General features: G+C 58.1%; 20 protein-coding genes and 1 riboswitch. Of the genes, 12 read left to right on the top strand and 8 right to left on the bottom strand.

Annotated features, from left to right (window positions below; genetic code table 11):
* The first annotated feature begins 41 nt into the window (after window positions 1-41).
* From bioB to bioD, 4 genes are read left to right on the top strand one after another with little or no spacing between them, the layout of a single operon-like run.
* Window positions 42-1,082, top strand: a complete 1,041-nt coding sequence (gene bioB / locus CDA56_RS22260; RefSeq protein WP_025108116.1) for a biotin synthase BioB — start codon at window positions 42-44, stop codon at window positions 1,080-1,082.
* Window positions 1,079-2,236 carry an 8-amino-7-oxononanoate synthase gene (gene bioF / locus CDA56_RS22265; protein WP_103814159.1) on the top strand — a complete coding sequence of 386 codons (1,158 nt, stop codon included), beginning with the start codon at window positions 1,079-1,081 and terminating at the stop codon, window positions 2,234-2,236. Before bioB ends, bioF begins: the two co-directional genes overlap by 4 nt.
* Window positions 2,220-2,975 (top strand): malonyl-ACP O-methyltransferase BioC, encoded by a 756-nt coding sequence (bioC, locus tag CDA56_RS22270; RefSeq protein ID WP_048261161.1) that lies wholly within the window; start codon window positions 2,220-2,222, stop codon window positions 2,973-2,975. Before bioF ends, bioC begins: the two co-directional genes overlap by 17 nt.
* Window positions 2,968-3,690 (top strand): dethiobiotin synthase, encoded by a 723-nt coding sequence (gene bioD, locus CDA56_RS22275; protein WP_025108113.1) that lies wholly within the window; start codon window positions 2,968-2,970, stop codon window positions 3,688-3,690. Before bioC ends, bioD begins: the two co-directional genes overlap by 8 nt.
* On the opposite strand, the gene CDA56_RS22280 is transcribed toward bioD, so the two are convergent.
* Window positions 3,632-4,354, bottom strand: coding sequence for an ABC transporter ATP-binding protein (locus tag CDA56_RS22280; RefSeq protein WP_014228488.1), 723 nt, complete (start codon window positions 4,352-4,354; stop codon window positions 3,632-3,634). The genes bioD and CDA56_RS22280 overlap by 59 nt on opposite strands.
* A gap of 711 nt (window positions 4,355-5,065) precedes the next feature.
* Here CDA56_RS22280 and uvrB point away from each other — a divergent pair.
* Complete coding sequence (gene uvrB, locus CDA56_RS22290; RefSeq protein ID WP_004849041.1) at window positions 5,066-7,081, top strand: excinuclease ABC subunit UvrB; 2,016 nt, start codon at window positions 5,066-5,068, stop codon at window positions 7,079-7,081.
* 300 nt (window positions 7,082-7,381) lie between these two features.
* Here the strand turns inward: uvrB and pmrB are convergent, their stop codons facing one another.
* The 4 genes from pmrB to yvcK form a co-directional block, all read right to left on the bottom strand.
* Window positions 7,382-8,479, bottom strand: a complete 1,098-nt coding sequence (gene pmrB, locus CDA56_RS22300; RefSeq protein ID WP_014228490.1) for a two-component system sensor histidine kinase PmrB — start codon at window positions 8,477-8,479, stop codon at window positions 7,382-7,384.
* A gap of 4 nt (window positions 8,480-8,483) precedes the next feature.
* Entirely contained in the window at window positions 8,484-9,155 is a 672-nt protein-coding gene (pmrA, locus tag CDA56_RS22305) for a two-component system response regulator PmrA (protein WP_004849045.1), read from the bottom strand.
* Complete coding sequence (gene eptA, locus CDA56_RS22310; RefSeq protein WP_102803322.1) at window positions 9,152-10,795, bottom strand: phosphoethanolamine transferase EptA; 1,644 nt, start codon at window positions 10,793-10,795, stop codon at window positions 9,152-9,154. The genes pmrA and eptA overlap by 4 nt, the downstream gene beginning before the upstream one ends.
* A gap of 110 nt (window positions 10,796-10,905) precedes the next feature.
* Window positions 10,906-11,811 (bottom strand): uridine diphosphate-N-acetylglucosamine-binding protein YvcK, encoded by a 906-nt coding sequence (gene yvcK, locus CDA56_RS22315; RefSeq protein ID WP_004849048.1) that lies wholly within the window; start codon window positions 11,809-11,811, stop codon window positions 10,906-10,908.
* 209 nt (window positions 11,812-12,020) lie between these two features.
* A riboswitch (molybdenum cofactor riboswitch) is annotated at window positions 12,021-12,159 on the top strand.
* On the opposite strand from yvcK, the gene moaA reads away from it, so the two are divergent.
* The 6 genes from moaA to CDA56_RS22345 all read left to right on the top strand — a co-directional run bounded on the left by moaA (window position 12,147) and on the right by CDA56_RS22345 (window position 15,606).
* Window positions 12,147-13,136: a GTP 3',8-cyclase MoaA gene (gene moaA, locus CDA56_RS22320; protein WP_014837864.1), complete on the top strand. Its 990-nt coding sequence runs from the start codon at window positions 12,147-12,149 to the stop codon at window positions 13,134-13,136. Its footprint overlaps the riboswitch before it by 13 nt.
* Window positions 13,137-13,157: 21 nt before the next feature.
* Entirely contained in the window at window positions 13,158-13,670 is a 513-nt protein-coding gene (gene moaB / locus CDA56_RS22325) for a molybdenum cofactor biosynthesis protein B (protein ID WP_009653795.1), read from the top strand.
* A gap of 3 nt (window positions 13,671-13,673) precedes the next feature.
* On the top strand, window positions 13,674-14,162 hold the full coding sequence (gene moaC, locus CDA56_RS22330) for a cyclic pyranopterin monophosphate synthase MoaC (RefSeq protein WP_014228494.1): 489 nt from the start codon (window positions 13,674-13,676) through the stop codon (window positions 14,160-14,162).
* Entirely contained in the window at window positions 14,155-14,403 is a 249-nt protein-coding gene (gene moaD / locus CDA56_RS22335) for a molybdopterin synthase sulfur carrier subunit (protein ID WP_004849056.1), read from the top strand. Before moaC ends, moaD begins: the two co-directional genes overlap by 8 nt.
* Window position 14,404: 1 nt before the next feature.
* Window positions 14,405-14,857, top strand: a complete 453-nt coding sequence (gene moaE / locus CDA56_RS22340; RefSeq protein WP_004849058.1) for a molybdopterin synthase catalytic subunit MoaE — start codon at window positions 14,405-14,407, stop codon at window positions 14,855-14,857.
* Window positions 14,858-14,901: 44 nt separating this feature from the next.
* Window positions 14,902-15,606 (top strand): Bax inhibitor-1/YccA family protein, encoded by a 705-nt coding sequence (locus CDA56_RS22345; RefSeq protein WP_025108111.1) that lies wholly within the window; start codon window positions 14,902-14,904, stop codon window positions 15,604-15,606.
* 104 nt (window positions 15,607-15,710) lie between these two features.
* On the opposite strand, the gene CDA56_RS22350 is transcribed toward CDA56_RS22345, so the two are convergent.
* From CDA56_RS22350 to CDA56_RS22360, 3 genes are read right to left on the bottom strand one after another with little or no spacing between them, the layout of a single operon-like run.
* Complete coding sequence (locus tag CDA56_RS22350; RefSeq protein WP_025108110.1) at window positions 15,711-16,676, bottom strand: lysylphosphatidylglycerol synthase transmembrane domain-containing protein; 966 nt, start codon at window positions 16,674-16,676, stop codon at window positions 15,711-15,713.
* Complete coding sequence (gene clsB / locus CDA56_RS22355) at window positions 16,676-17,920, bottom strand: cardiolipin synthase ClsB (RefSeq protein ID WP_014837867.1); 1,245 nt, start codon at window positions 17,918-17,920, stop codon at window positions 16,676-16,678. Before clsB ends, CDA56_RS22350 begins: the two co-directional genes overlap by 1 nt.
* A complete protein-coding gene (locus tag CDA56_RS22360; RefSeq protein WP_102803323.1) occupies window positions 17,917-18,666 on the bottom strand; it encodes an endonuclease/exonuclease/phosphatase family protein in 750 nt (249 codons plus the stop codon). Before CDA56_RS22360 ends, clsB begins: the two co-directional genes overlap by 4 nt.
* A 143-nt stretch (window positions 18,667-18,809) precedes the next feature.
* Here CDA56_RS22360 and CDA56_RS22365 point away from each other — a divergent pair, with 143 nt between their 5' ends.
* Window positions 18,810-19,247, top strand: a complete 438-nt coding sequence (locus tag CDA56_RS22365; protein WP_004130686.1) for a YbhQ family protein — start codon at window positions 18,810-18,812, stop codon at window positions 19,245-19,247.
* Window positions 19,248-19,251: the final 4 nt, after the last annotated feature.

Here is a 19,251-nt window from a genome sequence, read left to right on the forward strand (position 1 = left end):
TAAACCGAACCAACAATTAACAAAACCCTTTGGAGAGGCTAATGGCTCACCACCCCCGCTGGACAATGTCGCAAGTTACTGATTTATTTAATAAACCATTTCTGGATCTGCTGTTTGAAGCGCAACAGATCCATCGCCAGCACTTCGACCCGCGCCAGGTTCAGGTCAGCACGCTGCTGTCGATTAAGACCGGCGCCTGCCCGGAAGACTGCAAATACTGCCCGCAAAGCGCGCGCTATAAAACCGGTCTGGAATCCGAACGCCTGATGGAGGTTGAACAGGTGCTTGAGTCGGCGCGACAGGCGAAACAAGCCGGTTCAACCCGCTTCTGTATGGGGGCGGCGTGGAAGAATCCGAACGATCGCGATATGCCGTATCTTGAGCAGATGGTGAAAGGGGTAAAAGCGCTGGGGCTGGAAGCGTGCATGACCCTTGGCACGCTCAACGATAGCCAGGCCCAGCGTCTGGCCGGCGCCGGTCTGGATTACTACAACCACAACCTCGATACCTCGCCGGAATTCTACGGCAATATCATCACCACCCGCACCTACCAGGAGCGCCTCGATACCCTCGATAAAGTGCGCGATGCCGGAATTAAAGTGTGCTCCGGCGGTATTGTCGGGCTGGGGGAAACGGTCAAAGACCGCGCCGGGCTGCTGCTACAGCTGGCCAATCTGCCGACGCCGCCGGAAAGCGTGCCGATCAACATGCTGGTGAAGGTCAAAGGCACGCCGCTGGCGGATAACGACGACGTGGACGCCTTTGATTTTATTCGTACTATCGCCATCGCGCGCATCATGATGCCGACCTCGCACGTGCGCCTCTCCGCCGGTCGTGAACAGATGAACGAACAGACCCAGGCAATGTGCTTTATGGCCGGGGCGAACTCGATTTTCTACGGCTGCAAGCTGCTGACCACGCCAAACCCGGAAGAGGACAAAGACCTGCAGCTGTTCCGCAAGCTGGGGATTAATCCGCAGCAGACCGAGGTACTGGAAGGCGATAACGCCCAGCAGCAGCGGCTGGAGCAGGCGTTGATGAACCCGGATACCGAGGAATATTACAACGCGGCGGCGCTATGAGCTGGCAGCACCGCATCGAGCTGGCGCTGGCGGAACGGCAGGCGGCGAATGCCTTGCGCAGTCGCCTGCCGGTGACGCTGGGCGCAGGACGCTGGCTCAGCCGCGAAGGGCGGCGCTGGCTCAATTTTTCCAGCAACGATTATCTTGGCCTCAGCCAGCATCCGGCTATCGTCAAGGCCTGGCAGCAGGGCGCGGATCGCTATGGCGTCGGCAGCGGCGGCTCCGGCCACGTCAGCGGCTATAGCGAGGCGCACCGCGCGCTGGAGGAGCTGCTGGCCGACTGGCTGGGCTATCCGCGCGCGCTGCTGTTTATTTCCGGCTTTGCCGCGAATCAGGCGGTGATTGCCGCGCTGGCGGGCAAAGAGGATCGGATTGTCGCCGACCGTCTCAGCCACGCTTCGCTGCTGGAAGCCGCCAGCCTAAGCCCGGCGCAGCTGCGGCGTTTTCAGCACAACGACAGCCGCCATCTTGACGATTTGCTGGCGAAACCGCTATCCGGCCAGCAGCTGGTGGTGACCGAAGGCATTTTTAGCATGGACGGCGATAGCGCGCCGCTGGCTGAGGTTTCTCAGGCGGCGCGGGCGGCCGGCGCGCTTCTGCTGGTTGACGACGCGCACGGTATCGGCGCGCTCGGCGAAGAGGGGCGCGGCAGCTGCTACGCGCAGCAGGTACGCCCGGATCTGCTTATCGTCACCTTCGGTAAAGCGTTTGGCGTCAGCGGCGCGGCGGTGCTGTGCAGCGAGGCGCTGGCGGATTATCTGCTGCAGTTTGCCCGCCATCTGATTTACAGCACCGCCATGCCGCCGGCGCAGGCGGTGGCGCTGAGCGCCGCGCTGGCCGTGATTCGCAGCGACGAGGGTCAGCAGCGGCGGGAAACGCTGGCCGGCCATATCGCCGACTTTCGCCGGGGAATGTCCCACTATCCCGGGGAGCTCACTGATTCCGGCAGCGCGATCCAACCGCTGATCGTCGGCGACAACGCCCGCGCGCTGCGGCTGGCGGCGCGTCTGCGTGAGGAAGGCTGCTGGGCGACGGCCATTCGCCCGCCGACGGTTCCCGTCGGCAGCGCGCGGCTGCGCCTGACGCTGACCGCCGCGCACGAGTCTGCCGATATCGCCCGCCTGCTGGAGGTGCTGCATGACGGCGGTGAATAAGCGCGCCGTCGCGGCGGCGTTTGGCCGCGCGGCGGGACATTACGCTCAGCACGACGAATTACAGCGTCTTAGCGCCTCGCTGCTGCTGGAACAGCTCGATATCAAGACCTTTCCTGAGGTGCTGGACGCGGGCTGCGGCCCCGGCAGCATAAGCCGCTTCTGGCGCGATGCAGGGAGCCGGGTGACGGCGCTGGATCTTTCCGTCGACATGCTGGCGGAGGCCCGCCGCGGAACCTGCGCGCACCGCTACGTCGAGGGCGACATCGAAGCGCTGCCGCTGGCGGACGGCTGCGTTGATCTGGCATGGAGCAACCTTGCGGTTCAGTGGTGCGACAATCTCGCGACCGCCATTGATGAGCTGTCCCGGGTAGTGCGGCCCGGCGGCCGCGTGGCGTTTAGTACGCTGCTGTCAGGTTCGTTACCTGAGCTCAATCAGGCCTGGCGAGCCATCGATGAGCGGCCGCACGCCAACCGTTTTCTCAGCGAGCAGGCGGTGCGTCAGGCGCTGGCCGAACGCCGCGCCAGCGGCCACGTCCACGCCATCACGCTGCCGTTTCCCGACGCGCTCAGCGCGATGCGCTCGCTTAAAGGCATTGGCGCGACCCATCTGCACCACGGACGCAGCCCTGCGCCGCTCAGCCGCGGCAAGCTGCGGCAGCTCCAGCTCGCCTGGCCGCAGCAGCAGGGCCAGTGCCCGCTGACGTATCATCTTTTTACAGGAGTTATCGAACGTGACTAAACGTTTCTTCGTTACCGGCACCGACACCGAGGTGGGGAAAACCGTCGCCAGCTGCGCGCTGCTGCAGGCGGCCAATCGCGAGGGATTTAAGAGCGCGGGCTACAAACCGGTGGCTTCCGGCAGCGACTATACGGCCCAGGGATTACGTAATGAGGATGCGCTGGCTTTACAGCGCAATAGCCGCGTGGCGCTGCGCTACGAGCAGGTCAATCCGTTCACCTTTGCTGAACCGACGTCACCGCATATTATCAGCGCCGATGAAGGGAGACCGATTGACGCCGCCGCGATTTCTGCTGGCCTGCGCGAGCTGGAAGCGCTGTCCGACTGGCTACTGGTGGAAGGGGCGGGGGGCTGGTTTACGCCGCTGTCAGAAACGCTGACCTTTGCCGATTGGGTACAGGAAGAGCGGCTGCCGGTGATTTTAGTGGTCGGCGTTAAGCTGGGGTGCATCAACCATGCCATGCTGACCGCTCAGGCGGTGCTGCAGGCCGGACTGCCGCTGGCGGGCTGGATAGCCAACGATATCCAGCCGCCCGCCAGGCGCCACCCTGAATATCTGGCAACGCTGAAACGCGTGCTGCCCGCGCCGTTTCTTGGCGAGATCCCGTGGCTGGCGGAGGCGGCTCAGCGCGAGGATCTCGGTCAGTATCTCGACCTCAGCGCGCTGGATCGGGCGTCATCCACTTCGCCAGCAGCGGGGCATCCAGCTGGATAACGTCTCCCTGGGCTACGCTGCGTCCACAGTGCAGCAGACAGAAACGATCCGCCACCCGACGAATAAACGGCAGGTGCTGTTCGGCGATCAGCACCGTCAGGCCAATATCGCGGTTCAGGCGCATCAGTAAATCCCCGAGCTTGTGCAGGAAGCGCTGGCCGCCGCCGCGCGAAGGTTCGTCGAGGATCAGCAGGCGCGGACGGGTTATCAGCGCCCTGGCCAGCGCCAGCTGGTACTGATCGTCGGCGCTCAGGGTAATCCCTTTACTTTGGCGCAGAGCGTACAGCTCGGGGAACAGATCGTAAATCTCTCCGGCGACCGCTGACGCCGGTTCGCCGCCCGCCGCAAGGGCAATGTGCAAATTTTCCTCCACGCTCAGCTGCGAAAAAATCCGTTTATCCTGCGGTACATAGCCAATGCCGATGGCGCTGCGCGACTGCGCGGAGAGCGGCATCAGGTCATAGGGCGCCGATCCTCCGTCCTGCCAGGTGATAGTGCCGCTGGCCACCGGCAGATGACCGGTAATACAGTTGACGAGCGTGGTTTTCCCCATTCCCTGGCGCCCCATGACGCAAGTGCATTTACCGGGTTTGAGCTCAAGGTCAACATTCCACAGCGTGTGCTGGCTTCCGTAATAGTGGTTCACGGCGCGTAGACTCAACATAGACGTTTTCTCCTTTCCTGGGATAGCAGGCGACGAGAAGATTCTGCAAATCTCTTGCCAGGAAAAAGAACTCTCGGTATTTGCTGGTCAATACAGGTGCGACCGGGCACAAGCGGACCGACCTTGCACTTTCCCGGTGCCCGCGCGCTGAAATGTGGTGCAAAAAATAACAAAAAATCTAGCCACTCTTCGCCAATAAACAGCAAAAAAAATTCAATTAATTTTTTTCGCGGCGGGTTTGGCCGGGGCGACGGGTTTTGTTCGGGTGGCTCGGGTCATGGGCTGCAGACAGTTATCCACTATTCCTGTGGATAACCTTGTGTATTAGAGTTAGAAAACTTGCGGTAAGCTAGAGAGTACGCGGCCTGCGGCCGAATTGGCGCGAAACCCGTCTTTTATTAAATTCTATTAAATATCAATTATTTAAATAAAATCAATGCCTGTAAGAAAAGTGTCACCGACTGCCATAAAACATTCATCCCCTCGCTTGACAAATGTTAAATGGTCATACTTTTTGGGGATAACCCTGAGGCGTGGTCGATTATCCCGTAAAGCGGTTTTTATTCGTCCATGTTGGCGGTAAAAAGCGCTAATTAGTCCGACTACGATAATACGGCACTGTTTTTATATCCAGTATTTTTTATTGGCAAAAGCTGAGCCGGCGAGTAGAATTAAACACCTGCCGTTCAACCCTTCTTCAGGTTCTGATTGATGAGTAAACCGTTCAAGCTGCATTCTGCTTTCCGTCCCTCCGGCGATCAGCCGGAAGCCATTCGTCGCCTGGAAGAGGGGCTGGAAGATGGCCTGGCGCATCAAACCCTGCTCGGGGTCACCGGCTCAGGTAAAACGTTTACCATCGCCAACGTCATTGCTGACCTGCAGCGTCCGACGATGGTGCTGGCGCCAAACAAAACCCTGGCGGCGCAGCTATACGGCGAAATGAAAGAGTTCTTCCCGGAGAACGCGGTGGAGTATTTCGTCTCGTACTACGACTACTACCAGCCGGAAGCCTACGTGCCAAGCTCGGACACCTTCATCGAGAAAGATGCGTCGGTGAACGAACATATTGAACAGATGCGTCTGTCGGCGACCAAAGCGCTGCTGGAGCGTCGCGACGTGGTGGTGGTGGCCTCGGTCTCCGCTATCTACGGTCTGGGCGATCCGGATCTGTATCTGAAAATGATGCTGCATCTGACGGTCGGCATGATTATCGACCAGCGCGCTATTTTGCGCCGCCTGGCCGAGCTGCAGTATACCCGCAACGATCAGGCCTTCCAGCGCGGTACCTTCCGCGTGCGCGGCGAGGTGATTGATATCTTCCCGGCGGAGTCTGACGATATCGCGCTGCGCGTTGAGCTGTTCGATGAGGAAGTTGAGCGCCTGTCGCTGTTCGATCCGCTGACCGGTCATATTGAGTCGACGATCCCGCGCTTCACTGTTTATCCCAAAACCCACTACGTCACCCCGCGCGAGCGCATCGTCCAGGCGATGGAAGAGATCAAAGTTGAACTGTCGGAGCGGCGTAAGGGACTGCTGGAGAACAACAAGCTGCTGGAAGAGCAGCGTCTGAGCCAGCGTACGCAGTTCGACCTCGAAATGATGAACGAGCTGGGCTACTGCTCGGGGATTGAAAACTACTCGCGCTATCTGTCGGGCCGCGGGCCGGGCGAACCGCCGCCGACGCTGTTTGACTACCTGCCGGCCGATGGTCTGCTGGTCATCGATGAGTCCCACGTCACGATCCCGCAGATCGGCGGTATGTACCGCGGGGACCGGGCGCGCAAAGAGACGCTGGTGGAGTACGGTTTCCGCCTGCCGTCTGCGCTCGATAACCGTCCGCTCAAGTTTGAAGAGTTTGAGGCCCTGGCGCCGCAAACCATCTATGTTTCGGCGACGCCGGGAGCCTATGAGCTGGATAAATCCGGCGACGAGGTGGTGGACCAGGTCGTCCGTCCTACGGGGCTGCTGGATCCGGTCATCGAAGTGCGTCCGGTAGGCACCCAGGTCGACGATCTGCTCTCGGAGATTCGCATCCGCACCGCGATCAACGAGCGCGTGCTGGTCACGACGCTGACCAAACGCATGGCGGAAGATTTAACCGAATATCTGGAAGAGCACGGCGAGCGGGTGCGCTACCTGCACTCGGACATCGACACCGTGGAGCGCATGGAGATTATCCGCGACCTGCGCCTCGGCGAGTTTGACGTGCTGGTGGGGATCAACCTGCTGCGTGAAGGTTTGGATATGCCGGAAGTTTCGCTGGTGGCGATCCTGGATGCCGATAAAGAAGGCTTCCTGCGCTCTGAACGCTCGCTGATTCAGACCATTGGCCGCGCGGCGCGAAATATCAACGGCAAAGCGATTCTCTACGGCGATAAAATCACCCCGTCGATGGCGAAAGCGATCGGGGAAACCGAGCGCCGCCGCGAGAAGCAGCAGGCGTACAACGAAGAGCACGGTATCGTTCCGCAGGGTCTGAATAAGAAAGTGGTCGATATTCTGGCGCTCGGTCAGAATATCGCGAAAACCAAAACCAAGGGGCGCGGCAAGTCTCGCTCACCGGTTGAGGCGGATGTCGTCGCGCTAACGCCGAAGGCGCTCCAGCAGAAGATTCACGAACTGGAAGGGCAGATGATGCAGCACGCGCAGAACCTGGAGTTTGAAGAGGCGGCGCAAATTCGCGACCAGCTTCACCAGCTGCGCGAGCTGTTTATCGCCGCTTCGTAGCGGCGTTGCCAGATAAATATCGCCCGGGCCTTACCGGGTCTTCGGGCGATGGACGGGATGTGTTTTTCGTAGGTCGGGTAAGGCGCCAGCCGCCACCCGACAGAAAAGCGGGCACATGAGCCGAAACGCTTTGGTTATTTGTTGCCCCTCTGTCGCGATTTTCCGTGATGCTTAATGTTGGCTTAATCTTGTTTGGCGAAACTATCCTCACTTTACTGAGGATAGCGCCATGCAAAAATTAACCTTCCGCGAATACCTGGCAGTCACCTGCGCGTTTGTTATCGTCGTTGCCTTTTTCCATCAGTGGGTGCTGACGTTCTGACGCGAAGCTTTAGGGAAGAGTACCCAGGCGCGAACGCCGGGCCCGGGCTGTCGGTTATGTAAAAAGAACTGCGCGTCGTGCAGCTGGGCGATGCGGGTGACGATGCTTAACCCGAGACCAATACCGCCATAGCGGCTGTCCATGCGGACGAACGCTTTGCTTAGCTCACCGCTTTTAGCCTCATCAATTCCCGGTCCTTCATCCTCAACGGCCAGAATGGGCGTTGGGCCAGGCGCTATCGACACTTTAATCGTCGACCCCGTCGGGCTATAACGATGCGCGTTTTCGACCAGGTTACGTAAAATAACCTGCACCAGCGTGGCGTCGCCCGACACGATTGCCTCTCCATCCTTAACGTTGATCGCCAGCGTCTGCTGGCGCTGCTGCAGCATTGTCTCAAGCTCGCTCTGCAGCGGTTCGATTACATCCTCTTTCAGCGCAACCTGCTGATAGCTTCCGGCGGAGAATGACTGGCCAACGCGCGCCAGCTGAAGCAGCTGGGTAATGCTATTGGTCATTTGATCGAGACGCTGAATTAGCGGGTCCACGCTAACGCCATGCACTTTCGCCAGAAGCTCCAGGTGCAGACGCAGCCCGGCCAGCGGCGTGCGCAGCTCATGGGCGACGTCGGCGGTAAACAGACGCTCGCGATCGAGGGTTAAATTCAGGCGGGACACCAGCTGATTAATCGCGGTGGTCACCGCGGTGACTTCAGGAACCGATTCCTTCAGCGTGATAGGCTGCAGGTTGTCCGGGGTGCGGCTTTCCAGCTCGAGCTGCAGTCTGGAAAGCGGCTTTGTGATTTTTTTCACCGCCAGCAGGGAGATATACAGCGCCAGGCCGATAATCAGCAGGCTTGGGATCAGCAGGCTGGCTACCGCTTCGCGAACCTCATGCTCAATATGCTTCTGATTGTTATGCCCTTCAATGGCGCTGGCGACCAGCAGCTGAATCTGCTCCTGACTTTCATGCCACAGCCAGAACACGCTGATGAGCTGACAAACGGCCAGAATAGCGCCAATTGTCAGCAGCAGCCGATGACGCATAGTCCAGTTTTCACTGACAAAAAAAGCCATAGCGTTATTCGGTCTCCGCGTTATCAACCAGCATATAGCCAAAGCCACGGACGGTGCGGATGCGTGATTTGCCGACTTTATCGCGCAGATTATGGATATGCACCTCCAGCGTATTGGTGGCCGGTTCGTTGTCCCAGCTGTAAATGTCGTTGTAGAGAATTTCGCGATGCACCGGGCTGCCCGCTTTCATCATCAGGCGTGAAAGCAGAGCGTACTCTTTGGGCGTTAAATCCAGGGACTGCTCGCCGAGCCAGACCAGCCGCCGGGTGACGTTCAGGCGCAGATTGCCGACGGACAGTTCGTTATCGCCCTGATTATTGTGACGACGCAGCAGGGCGCGAATGCGCGCGTTCAGCTCTTCCAGCGCAAACGGCTTAACCAGGTAGTCATCCGCGCCGGTATCCAGGCCGCTGATGCGGTCATCCACGGTATCGCGGGCGGTGAGGATCAGCACCGGCTGGCTGAACTTCTCCCGTCGCATACGCGCCAGGAAGTGCAGACCGTCTTCATCCGGCAGGCCGAGGTCGAGAACCACCAGGCTGTAGTGGTTGCTGGCCAGAGAGAGGGCGGCTTCGTGGGCGGTTGATACGCCGTCGCAAACGTAGCCCTCGCTTTGCATCGCCAGAATTAACCCTTGTAACAGGAGCGCATCGTCTTCAATGACTAAAATTTTCATCGGCCTGCCTCTCTACATGGCGTTAAAATATCGTCTGTTGCCTGGTACTCGCGGGTGCTGACCCCGAGCAGACCGAGCAGGGTGGAGAAAAGATTATCCTGCGAATACGCTTGCGTTTTCGCTTTTTGCTGCAAACACTGGCTGGACACGCCATAGCGCTGTTGATAATCCGCTGACAGCCACAGCAGCATCGGGACGTGTTTTTGCGTCTCCGGGGCGATGGACCACGGTAGCCCGTGTAAATACACCCCATCCTCGCCAAGCGACTCGCCGTGATCCGAGAGATACACCAGGCTGGTGGTAAATTTATCCTGCTTTGACTGCAGTAATTTTATCGCTTTGTCGACCACATAATCGACATACAAAATCGTATTATCGTAGGTATTGGTGAGCTGCTGCTGGGTGCAGCTCTGAATCTCGTTGGTGTCGCAGGTGGGCGTAAACTGTTTAAACCGCGCCGGATAACGATTGTAGTAGGTTGGGCCGTGGCTGCCGATAGTGTGCAGAACGATAATCCCGTCCTGCTGCAGATTATCGATATAGTTCTCCAGGTTATGGAACAGTACCTCATCGTAGCACTCGCCGTCGATGCACTGGCCGCTAAGCTTGAGATCGGTGATGTTCTGGTGCGGTACCCGGTCGCAGGCTCCTTTACAGCCGCCGTCGTTATCATTCCACTGAACCTGAATTCCCGCGCGCTGCAGGATATCCAGCACGCCTTCCTGATGGTGCGCCAGCTCTTCATCATAGTGGGCGCGCGGCATATTAGAGAACATGCACGGTACAGAAACCGCGGTCGCGGTGCCGCAGGACGTAGTGTCGGGGAAATAGATAACATTATCCTGTTTCAGGCGCGGGTTGGTCTCGCGGGCGTAGCCGTTCAGGGAAAAGTTTGCCGCCCTTGAGGTTTCGCCTAACACCACGATAGTCAGATTTTTCCGCGGTCCGCTGCGCATCTCCGGCTTCTGAACCGCGTCTTCGCCAATTTTGACCAGCGGAAGATTATCCATCCTGTTATGCGCATACCAGGAGTTCACGGCCACAATGCTGTTTGACGGGCTCAGGGACTTAACCAGCTCTTTATTATTGCGAAACAGCGAGGCGTAATCTTTATAGAAAAATGCCGCGACCAGAATAATCAGTAGCGCTGAAACCACGATGCTCAACAGCCTTACCGCCACGCTGCGCCACAGGGTTGCCGGTTTGCGGATTTTAACCCACCAGGCCACGACCACCGCCAGAATGCCGGAGAGTCCCAGGATCAGGACCATTTTTCCGGAGAGTAGCGCAAAGCTTTCGGCGGGAGTGGTATCGAGAATATTGGTGATCATCGCCCGATCGATAACCACGCCAAAGGTCCAGATAAAATACTGGGCCGAGGCGCTAAGCAGAATAAACAGGCTGATAACGAGGCGGTCAAGCTTAAGAAATGACGCTAGCGTGGTGATGATATTCATCACGCTGATAGCCACTATCGGCATACTGAGGAACACCAGCCAGTTATGCAGGCCGTTGACCGGCAGCAGGGTAAACGCCTGGCGATAGAAAGCGATGTTCAGCGCCAGGCCAATATAGCAGGCGAACAGAATCAAATAGACCGTACGGTTAAGCATTGGCCGACGTAAAGAAAATAACGACATAGCGAAGTCCATATAAAGAGATGTTCGCTATGCTGCCCGTTTTTTTTTAAGACAACCTTAAGATTTTAAGCCTGCCTGTTTTTGTCGCGAGGATAAGGCCGCGTTGAGGATTAGCCTAAGGCCTGAATCGCTTTATCCAGCGCGCGGCGCAACAGCTGGCGATCGTGACGATAGGGCACATCGCTGGCGTCCAGCGGCGTCTGAATGACGACCCGATCCTTAATCCCTGCGATATCGGCTTTCGGGCCGACAACCAGCGCGTCAATCACCCGTTTACCAATCTGCTGCTCCATAATGGCGACCCTGTCCGCCAGCGTCAGGCTGGCTGCCGGGCTATGCTCTTTGCCAAGGTTATCGATAAACACCATTGGTGCGGGCGTGCGGCGCAGCGCCTTCGCCATCTCATCAAGCAGCAGAATCGGCATCAGGCTGGTATAGAAGCTGCCGGGGCCAATCAGGATTAAATCGGCTTCGGCGATGGCTTCTATCGCTTCACGGGTGGTGGGCACCGGCGGGGAGAGCATAAGCTCGCGCGGCACGCTGGCAAGCTGATCGATATTCACTTCACCGTAAACTTCGTGCCCTTCATGGTCGATGGCCATAAGATCGACCGGTTGTTCCGACATCGGGATCAGAAACGCGTCGACCTTAAGAAGATTCCTGATCAAATTGATCGCTTCAAGCGGGCGCACGCTCAGGTGATCCAGCGCCTTAAGCATCAAATTGCCGAGGTTATGCCCGGAAAGCTCGCCGTTGCCGCTAAAACGGTACTCAAACATCGCCGAGGCCACGCTGGGTTCGGCGATGAGCTGATTAATACAGTTGCGCATATCGCCCCAGGCGATGCCGCCTTCCGCGCGACGAATGCGCCCCGTAGAGCCGCCGTTATCGGTCGTGGTGACGATGCCGGTGAGGCGTGAACCGAGCGAAGAGAGGGATGACATTACCCGGCCCAGCCCGTGCCCGCCGCCGAGTGCCACCACGCGATCCAGATCGGCGAAAGTGCGATTGCGCATAAAAATCCCTTATAACCATTTATCGGGCTCACAGTAACCGATCTACCCCTAAAAGACGATGGGCTGAATCTGACAAACTGACCGACATCAATGCAAAAGCGTGGTTTTTAGCTATTCTGTAGCGAAAATACGCGATCGTATCGATATATACATGATTATATAACGAAACTGGAAATGGCATAACCGTTATTAAAGCGCTACTATTCGGCGTAACCCACTAACACTCTAGCCTCTGTGCCTGTGTCGAAAGATATGGTGCTTTGGCCGTGACAACCTCGGTTGCCACCAGGGCGCGAAAAGAAATGACCGCGTCTCCCGTATTTGGAAAGGTGTCTATGGCTTCACAGCTTACCGATGCATTTGCGCGGAAGTTTTACTATCTGCGTTTATCAATTACCGACGTATGCAACTTTCGTTGCACCTACTGTCTCCCCGATGGCTATAAGCCCGGCGCCGTCACCAATAAAGGCTTTCTCAGCGTTGATGAAGTTCGCCGCGTGACGCGCGCGTTCTCCGCCCTGGGGACGGAAAAGGTGCGCCTGACCGGCGGCGAACCCTCGCTGCGTCGCGATTTTACCGACATCATCGCCGCGGTGCGGGAAAACCCTTCTATTCGCCAGATTGCGGTCACCACCAACGGCTACCGGCTGGCGCGCGACGTTGAAAGCTGGCGCGATGCCGGGCTGACGGCGATTAACGTCAGCGTGGATAGCCTCGATGCGCGTCAGTTTCACGCCATCACCGGCCAGGACAAGTTTCATCAGGTGATGGACGGCATCGATGCCGCATTTGCCGCTGGCTTCGAAAAAGTGAAGGTCAATACCGTGCTGATGCGCGACGTTAACCATCACCAGCTCGACACTTTTCTGGCGTGGATCCAGCCGCGCCGCATTCAGCTGCGTTTTATTGAATTGATGGAAACCGGCGAAGGCAGCGATCTGTTCCGCCGCCATCATATCTCTGGCATGGTGCTGCGCGATGAGCTGCTGCGTCGCGGCTGGATCCATCAGATCCGCCAGCGTAGCGACGGCCCGGCGCAGGTGTTTTGCCATCCGGATTATGCCGGGGAAATCGGTCTGATTATGCCTTATGAAAAAGACTTCTGCGCTACCTGTAACCGTCTGCGCGTCTCTTCCGTGGGTAAATTGCACCTGTGCCTGTTCGGCGAAGGCGGCGTCGATCTGCGCGATCTGCTCGCCGATGAGCAGCAGCAGCCGGCGCTGGAGGCGCGCATATCCGAGGCGTTAACGCACAAAAAACAGACCCACTTCCTGCATCAGGGCAACACCGGTATTACCCAGAACCTGTCCTATATTGGCGGATAATTCATTTTAAGGAGCGATCAGATGAGCCAGGCCAGCGCTGAGTTTATCCCGACCCGTATTGCTATTCTCACCGTCTCCAGCCGACGTGGCGAAGAGGACGACACCTCCGGACACTGGCTGCGCGACGCGGCTGAGGAGGCGGGGCACGTCATCGTCGATAAGGCGATTGTGAAAGAGAACCGCTACGCCATTCGCGCCCAGGTGTCGGCGTGGATTGCCGGCGATGAGGTGCAGGTGGTGCTGATTACCGGCGGCACCGGTTTTACCGACGGCGACCAGGCGCCGGAAGCGCTGCTGCCGCTGTTTGACCGCGAAGTGGAAGGTTTCGGCGAGGTGTTCCGCATGCTCTCCTTCGAAGAGATCGGCACCTCGACCCTGCAGTCCCGCGCCGTTGCCGGGGTGGCGAACCGCACGCTGATTTTTGCGATGCCCGGCTCAACCAAAGCCTGTCGTACCGCATGGGACAATATTATTGCGCCGCAGCTCGATGCGCGCACGCGCCCGTGCAACTTTATCTCTCATCTTAAGAAGTAATTTATGACGCAGCTGACCCATATTAACGCTGCCGGCGAAGCGCACATGGTCGATGTCTCAGGGAAAGCGGAGACGGTTCGCGAAGCGCGCGCCGAGGCCTATGTTGAAATGCAGGCCACGACGCTGGCGATGATTATCGACGGTAGCCATCACAAAGGCGATGTCTTTGCCACCGCGCGCATTGCCGGGATCCAGGCGGCAAAACGCACCTGGGAGCTGATTCCGCTTTGCCATCCGCTGATGCTGAGCAAAGTCGAAGTCAATCTGCAGGCGCAGCCCGAGCATAACCGGGTGCGTATCGAATCCCTGTGCCGTCTGACCGGGAAAACCGGCGTTGAGATGGAAGCCCTGACCGCCGCTTCCGTCGCCGCGCTGACGATTTACGATATGTGCAAAGCGGTGCAGAAAGATATGGTGATAGGTCCGGTGCGCCTGCTGGCGAAAAGCGGCGGCAAGTCCGGCGATTTCAGAGTGGAAGATAGCCATGATTAAGGTTCTTTTTTTTGCCCAGGTGCGCGAACTGCTCGGCACCGACTCCCTGACGCTCGATCCGCAAGGCCTGACCACGGTTGAAGCCGTTCGCCAGCAGCTGATCGCCCGAGGCGACCGCTGGGCGCTGGCGCTGGAGGAGGGCAAGCTGCTGGCGGCGGTAAACCAGACGCTGACGACGTTTGATCACCCGCTGGCGGCCGGTGATGAAGTGGCGTTTTTCCCGCCGGTTACCGGGGGGTAACATGACGCAGACGCGTATTATTGTCAGCCATGACCGCTTTAAGGTCGGCGACGAATACCCCTGGCTGGCCGAGCGCGATGAAGACGGCGCGGTAGTGACGTTTACCGGCAAGGTCCGCAACCACAACCTTGGCGACAGCGTCAAAGCGCTGACCCTTGAGCACTATCCGGGGATGACGGAAAAGTCGCTGGCGGAGATTGTGGAACAGGCGCGCGAGCGCTGGCCGCTGGGCCGGGTGACGGTGATTCACCGTATCGGCGAGATGTGGCCCGGGGAGGAGATTGTCTTTGTCGGCGTCACCAGCGCCCACCGCGGTAGCGCGTTTGCGGCGGGGGAGTTTATTATGGATTACCTGAAGACCCGCGCGCCGTTCTGGAAGCGGGAGGCGACGCCGGAAGGCGAGCGCTGGGTCGATGCGCGAGATAGCGACCGTGAAGCGGCAGAACGCTGGTAGTGTGGTACGCTTAGAAGATAAATTTCGTTAATCAGGAGACAGTCATGGATAGATATCCTCGTTCCGGGTCGATCGTACAGGGTCGCAGCGGACTTCAAACTTATATGGCGCAGGTGTACGGCTGGATGACGGTCGGGCTGCTGCTCACGGCGTTTATCGCGTGGTTTGCGGCCAACACCCCTGCGGTGATGATGTTTGTCTTTTCCAGCAAAATAACCTTTTTCGGCCTGATCATCGCCCAGCTGGGGCTGGTATTTGTGCTCTCCGGCATGGTGCAGCGGCTGAGCGCGGGAATGGCGACCACCCTGTTTATGCTCTATTCGGCGCTAACCGGGCTCACCTTATCCAGTATATTCCTCGTCTATACCTACTCATCGATCGCCAGTACCTTCGTGGTGGCAGGCGGGATGTTTGGCGTGATGAGCCTTTACGGCTATACCACTAAACGCGACCTGAGCGGCTTCGGCAATATGCTGTTTATGGCGCTTATCGGTATCCTGCTGGCGTCGCTGGTTAACTTCTGGCTGAAGAGCGAAGCGCTGATGTGGGCGGTGACCTACATCGGGGTGATCGTCTTCGTCGGCCTGACCGCCTATGACACCCAGAAGCTGAAAAACATCGGCGAGCAGATTGACGTTCGCGATGCGTCAACGCTGCGCAAATACTCGATTCTTGGGGCGCTGACGCTGTATCTGGACTTTATCAACCTGTTCCTGATGCTGCTGCGCATTTTCGGCAACCGTCGTTAACTCGTTCCCGGATGGCGGCGCGATGCGCCTTATCCGGGCTACCAGACCGCAGAAAACGATGAACCTGTAGCCCCGGTCAGCATCCGCGACCGGGGCTTTTTTGACTACTCGCCCGCCAGCTTGCGCTGGTTTTTCTCCCGCAGATGCTTCGCCCGGCTCTCCAGAATCAGGTAGCCGATGGTCGCCAGCAGCAGCGGCAGGAAGTAGTACAGGGCGCGATAGGCAAGCAGGGCGGCAATAATCGCGCCGCGCGAAATCTCTTCCCCGGAAAGCATGGCGATAAATACCGCCTCAAGCACGCCAATGCCTGCCGGAATATGCACGATAACCCCCGCAATGCTGCTGACCAGCAGCACGCCGAGCACGAGAAAATAGTCCACCTGCGGGCCCAGCAGCAGCCAGATAATCGCCCCCATCGCCATCCAGTTCAGGCTGGAAACCGCCATCTGCAATAACGCGAAGCGCCAGGACGGCAGAACCAGCCGCTGGCCTTTTATCGTCAGATGGCGCTTTTTAGCAAAGGCGCAGGCCCACAGGTAAAACGCGGAAATCAGCAGTAAAACGACGCCCAGAATTTGCAGCGACGACTGGCTGATATACCAGCGCTCGGGCACCTTCACCATGCCGGAGCTAAAAATAATGCCGCCGAGCAGAATATAGCCCAGCCAGTTGGTGGTAATGCTCAGGGAGAAGATACGGGTAATGGTTGCGCCGCTCAGGCCGAGGCGCGAGTAGAGCCGATAGCGCATACCAATCCCACCCACCCAGGTGCTGAGCGTCAGGTTAAAGGCGTAGCAGATAAACGACACCAGCATCACCTGGCGTTTAGCCAGCTTGTGGCCGCAGTAAGCGCGCCCCAGCAGGTCGTAGCAGCCATAGATCAGGTAGCTGGCGATAACCAACCCGATGGCGCTGAGCAGCGCCGTACGGTTGTAATCGCGAATGACCTTCCACACGTCCTGCCAGTCGATTTTTTGCGCGTAGACCACCAGCAGAACGACGACGGCGATAAAAAAGAGCACCGTCAGGATTTTTTTCGCCATCCGCCAGCGAGGGTGAGATTTCGCCATCAGGATTTCACCTCCTGGTTTTCCGGGTCCACGCGGTCCTGGGTTTCTATTTCTGGCTGTACCGGGGGCTGAACCCGCGACAGCAGCGGCGTATGGGCCGGTAGCCATCCGACCCAGGCAGGGAAGTGGCGCAGGAAGTGGAACGCCAGCACGCTAATGCCGAGCCGCCACCAGGTTCGTTTCGACAAAATGCGCTTATCGACCTCGCGGCAGTCGTTAAGGATTAAGCCATTGAGATTATCGCGCAGCGTCTGGTTAAACTCGCGGTCGTGAATCACCAGGTTGGCTTCCAGATTCAGCGACAGGCTCAGGGGGTCGAGGTTGCTGGAGCCCACAGTGGCCCAGTGATCGTCCGCCAGCGCCACTTTGCCGTGTAGCGGACGGCGGCGATATTCGAAAATCTGCACGCCGCCTTTTACCAGATAGTGGTAGAGCAGGCGCGCGCCGAATTTGACAATCGGAATATCCGGCTCACCCTGAACGATGAGCTTAACGCGCACGCCGCGGCGGGCAGCGTTGCGCATAGCGTGCAGCAGCCGATAGCCGGGGAAAAAGTAGGCGTTAGCGATAATCACTTCCCGGCGGGCGCTGGTCAGCATCTTCAGATAGTGACGCTCAATATCATCGCGATGATCCTGATTATCCCGCCAGATAAACAGCGCCTGCGCTTCGCCGGGGTTGCGGTTGATTTCAGGCTTATGCCGACGCCGCTGCCACCAGCGTCGTGTCGCTTCGCTGGTGGGGAGGTTTTCGAGTTCAAATTGCAGAATATCGAGCACTACCGGCCCTTCGACCTGTACGGCGTAATCCTGTTTGGCCTCCGGACCGTAATCGGTCATGTGCTCGGCGGAGTAGTTAATGCCGCCGACAAAGGCGGTAACGTCGTCAATCACCACGATTTTGCGATGCATACGGCGAAATAAATTGGTGCGCATGCCGAGCAGGCGCGGGCGCGGATCGTAATAGCGAAAAATCACGCCAGCCGACGTCAGCTCGCCCACAAAGCTTTCGCTTAAATCCGGCGAGCCGTAGCCGTCCAATAAGACCTCGACGCGCACGCCGCGCTGGGCCGCTTTTAACAGAACGGCATGGAGCTGTTTGCCGACGTCATCTTCAAACCAGATAAAAGACTCAAGGATCACCCGCTGCTGCGCGCGGCCGATGGCGGCAAACAGGGCCGGATAATAGTTATCGCCATTTTCTAATAGCCGAATGCGGTTTCCTTCCTGCCAGCTGCATTTCACAGATGTATCTCCACGCTAAGCGGTGCATGATCGGACAGATGACGCCACTGTTTTAACGCCAGCGCTCTGGGCTGGCTGGCGTGGGCGTTTTTTACGTAGATGCGGTCAAGTCGCAGCAGCGGAAAGCTGACCGGGAAAGTGCGCGCCGGGCGCCCTCTGGCGCGGGTAAAAATCTCCTCCAGCCCGGCCTGGGCTTTAAGCTGGCGGTTCGCCTGCTGCCGCCAGTCGTTAAAATCACCGGCTACCACCACCGGTTCGCCCGCGGGTAAACCGTTCACCCAGTCTGCCAGCATTGTCAGCTGGGCCTGACGTTGATGAGCGCGCAGTCCCAGGTGCACGCAGAATAAATGGATAGCGATGCCGCTTTCCGGCGGGACGATGCGGCAGTAGAGCAGGCCGCGCTTTTCGCTGTTGCCGACCGACACATCAAGATTTTGAAAATGTTCGATGGGGAAGCGGGAGAGGACCGCGTTGCCGTGATGCCCTTCCGGGTAAACGGCGTTGCGGCCGTAGGCATAATCGCTCCACATGGTATCGGCCAGAAACTCATAGTGGGTGGTATCCGGCCAGTTTTCGATATGCAGCGGATGAATTTCGTGCGCCCCCATCACCTCCTGCAGGCAAACAATGTCGGCGCTGACGCTGCGCACCGCTTCGCGTAATTCGGGCAAAATAAAGCGGCGATTGAACGCAGTAAACCCTTTATGGGTGTTAATTGTCAGCACGTTTAACGAAAATCGCGGCATTTGTTTGTCCTTATTTCTCTGGGCAATGTCACTTTCCTGTAGGAAATAGTGTAGTAGAGGTCACAAAAAGATGCGGTGATACGGAATTTTCCGTAAAGTGCGGTACTCTGAGTAGCAGAGAAAAATCCTTCAGGAGAGAAGCCATGAAGTGGCAACAACGTGTACGCGTCGCAACGGGTCTTAGTTGCTGGCAGATTATGTTGCATCTACTGGTCGTGGCAGTACTGGTGATGGGTTGGATGAGCGGCGCGCTGGTGCGCGTCGGATTAGGTTTGTGCGTGCTGTACGGCGTCACGTTAGTGTCGATGCTGTTTTTGCAGCGCCATCACGATGAGCGCTGGCGCGACGTCGGTGATTTCCTTGAGGAACTCACCACCACCTGGTACTTCGGTACCGCGGTGATCGTGCTGTGGCTGCTGTCGCGCGTGCTGCACAATAACCTGCTGCTGGCCCTCGCCGGGCTGGCAATACTGGCCGGTCCGGCGGTGGTTTCACTGCTGGCAAAAGATAAAAACAGATACGCTAAATCGTTCGGGCTACAACAAGGCGGCAACGCAGCGAATCCCCAGAAGCATAGATAACTAT

Source organism: Klebsiella michiganensis (assembly GCF_002925905.1).
GTDB lineage: Bacteria > Pseudomonadota > Gammaproteobacteria > Enterobacterales > Enterobacteriaceae > Klebsiella > Klebsiella michiganensis.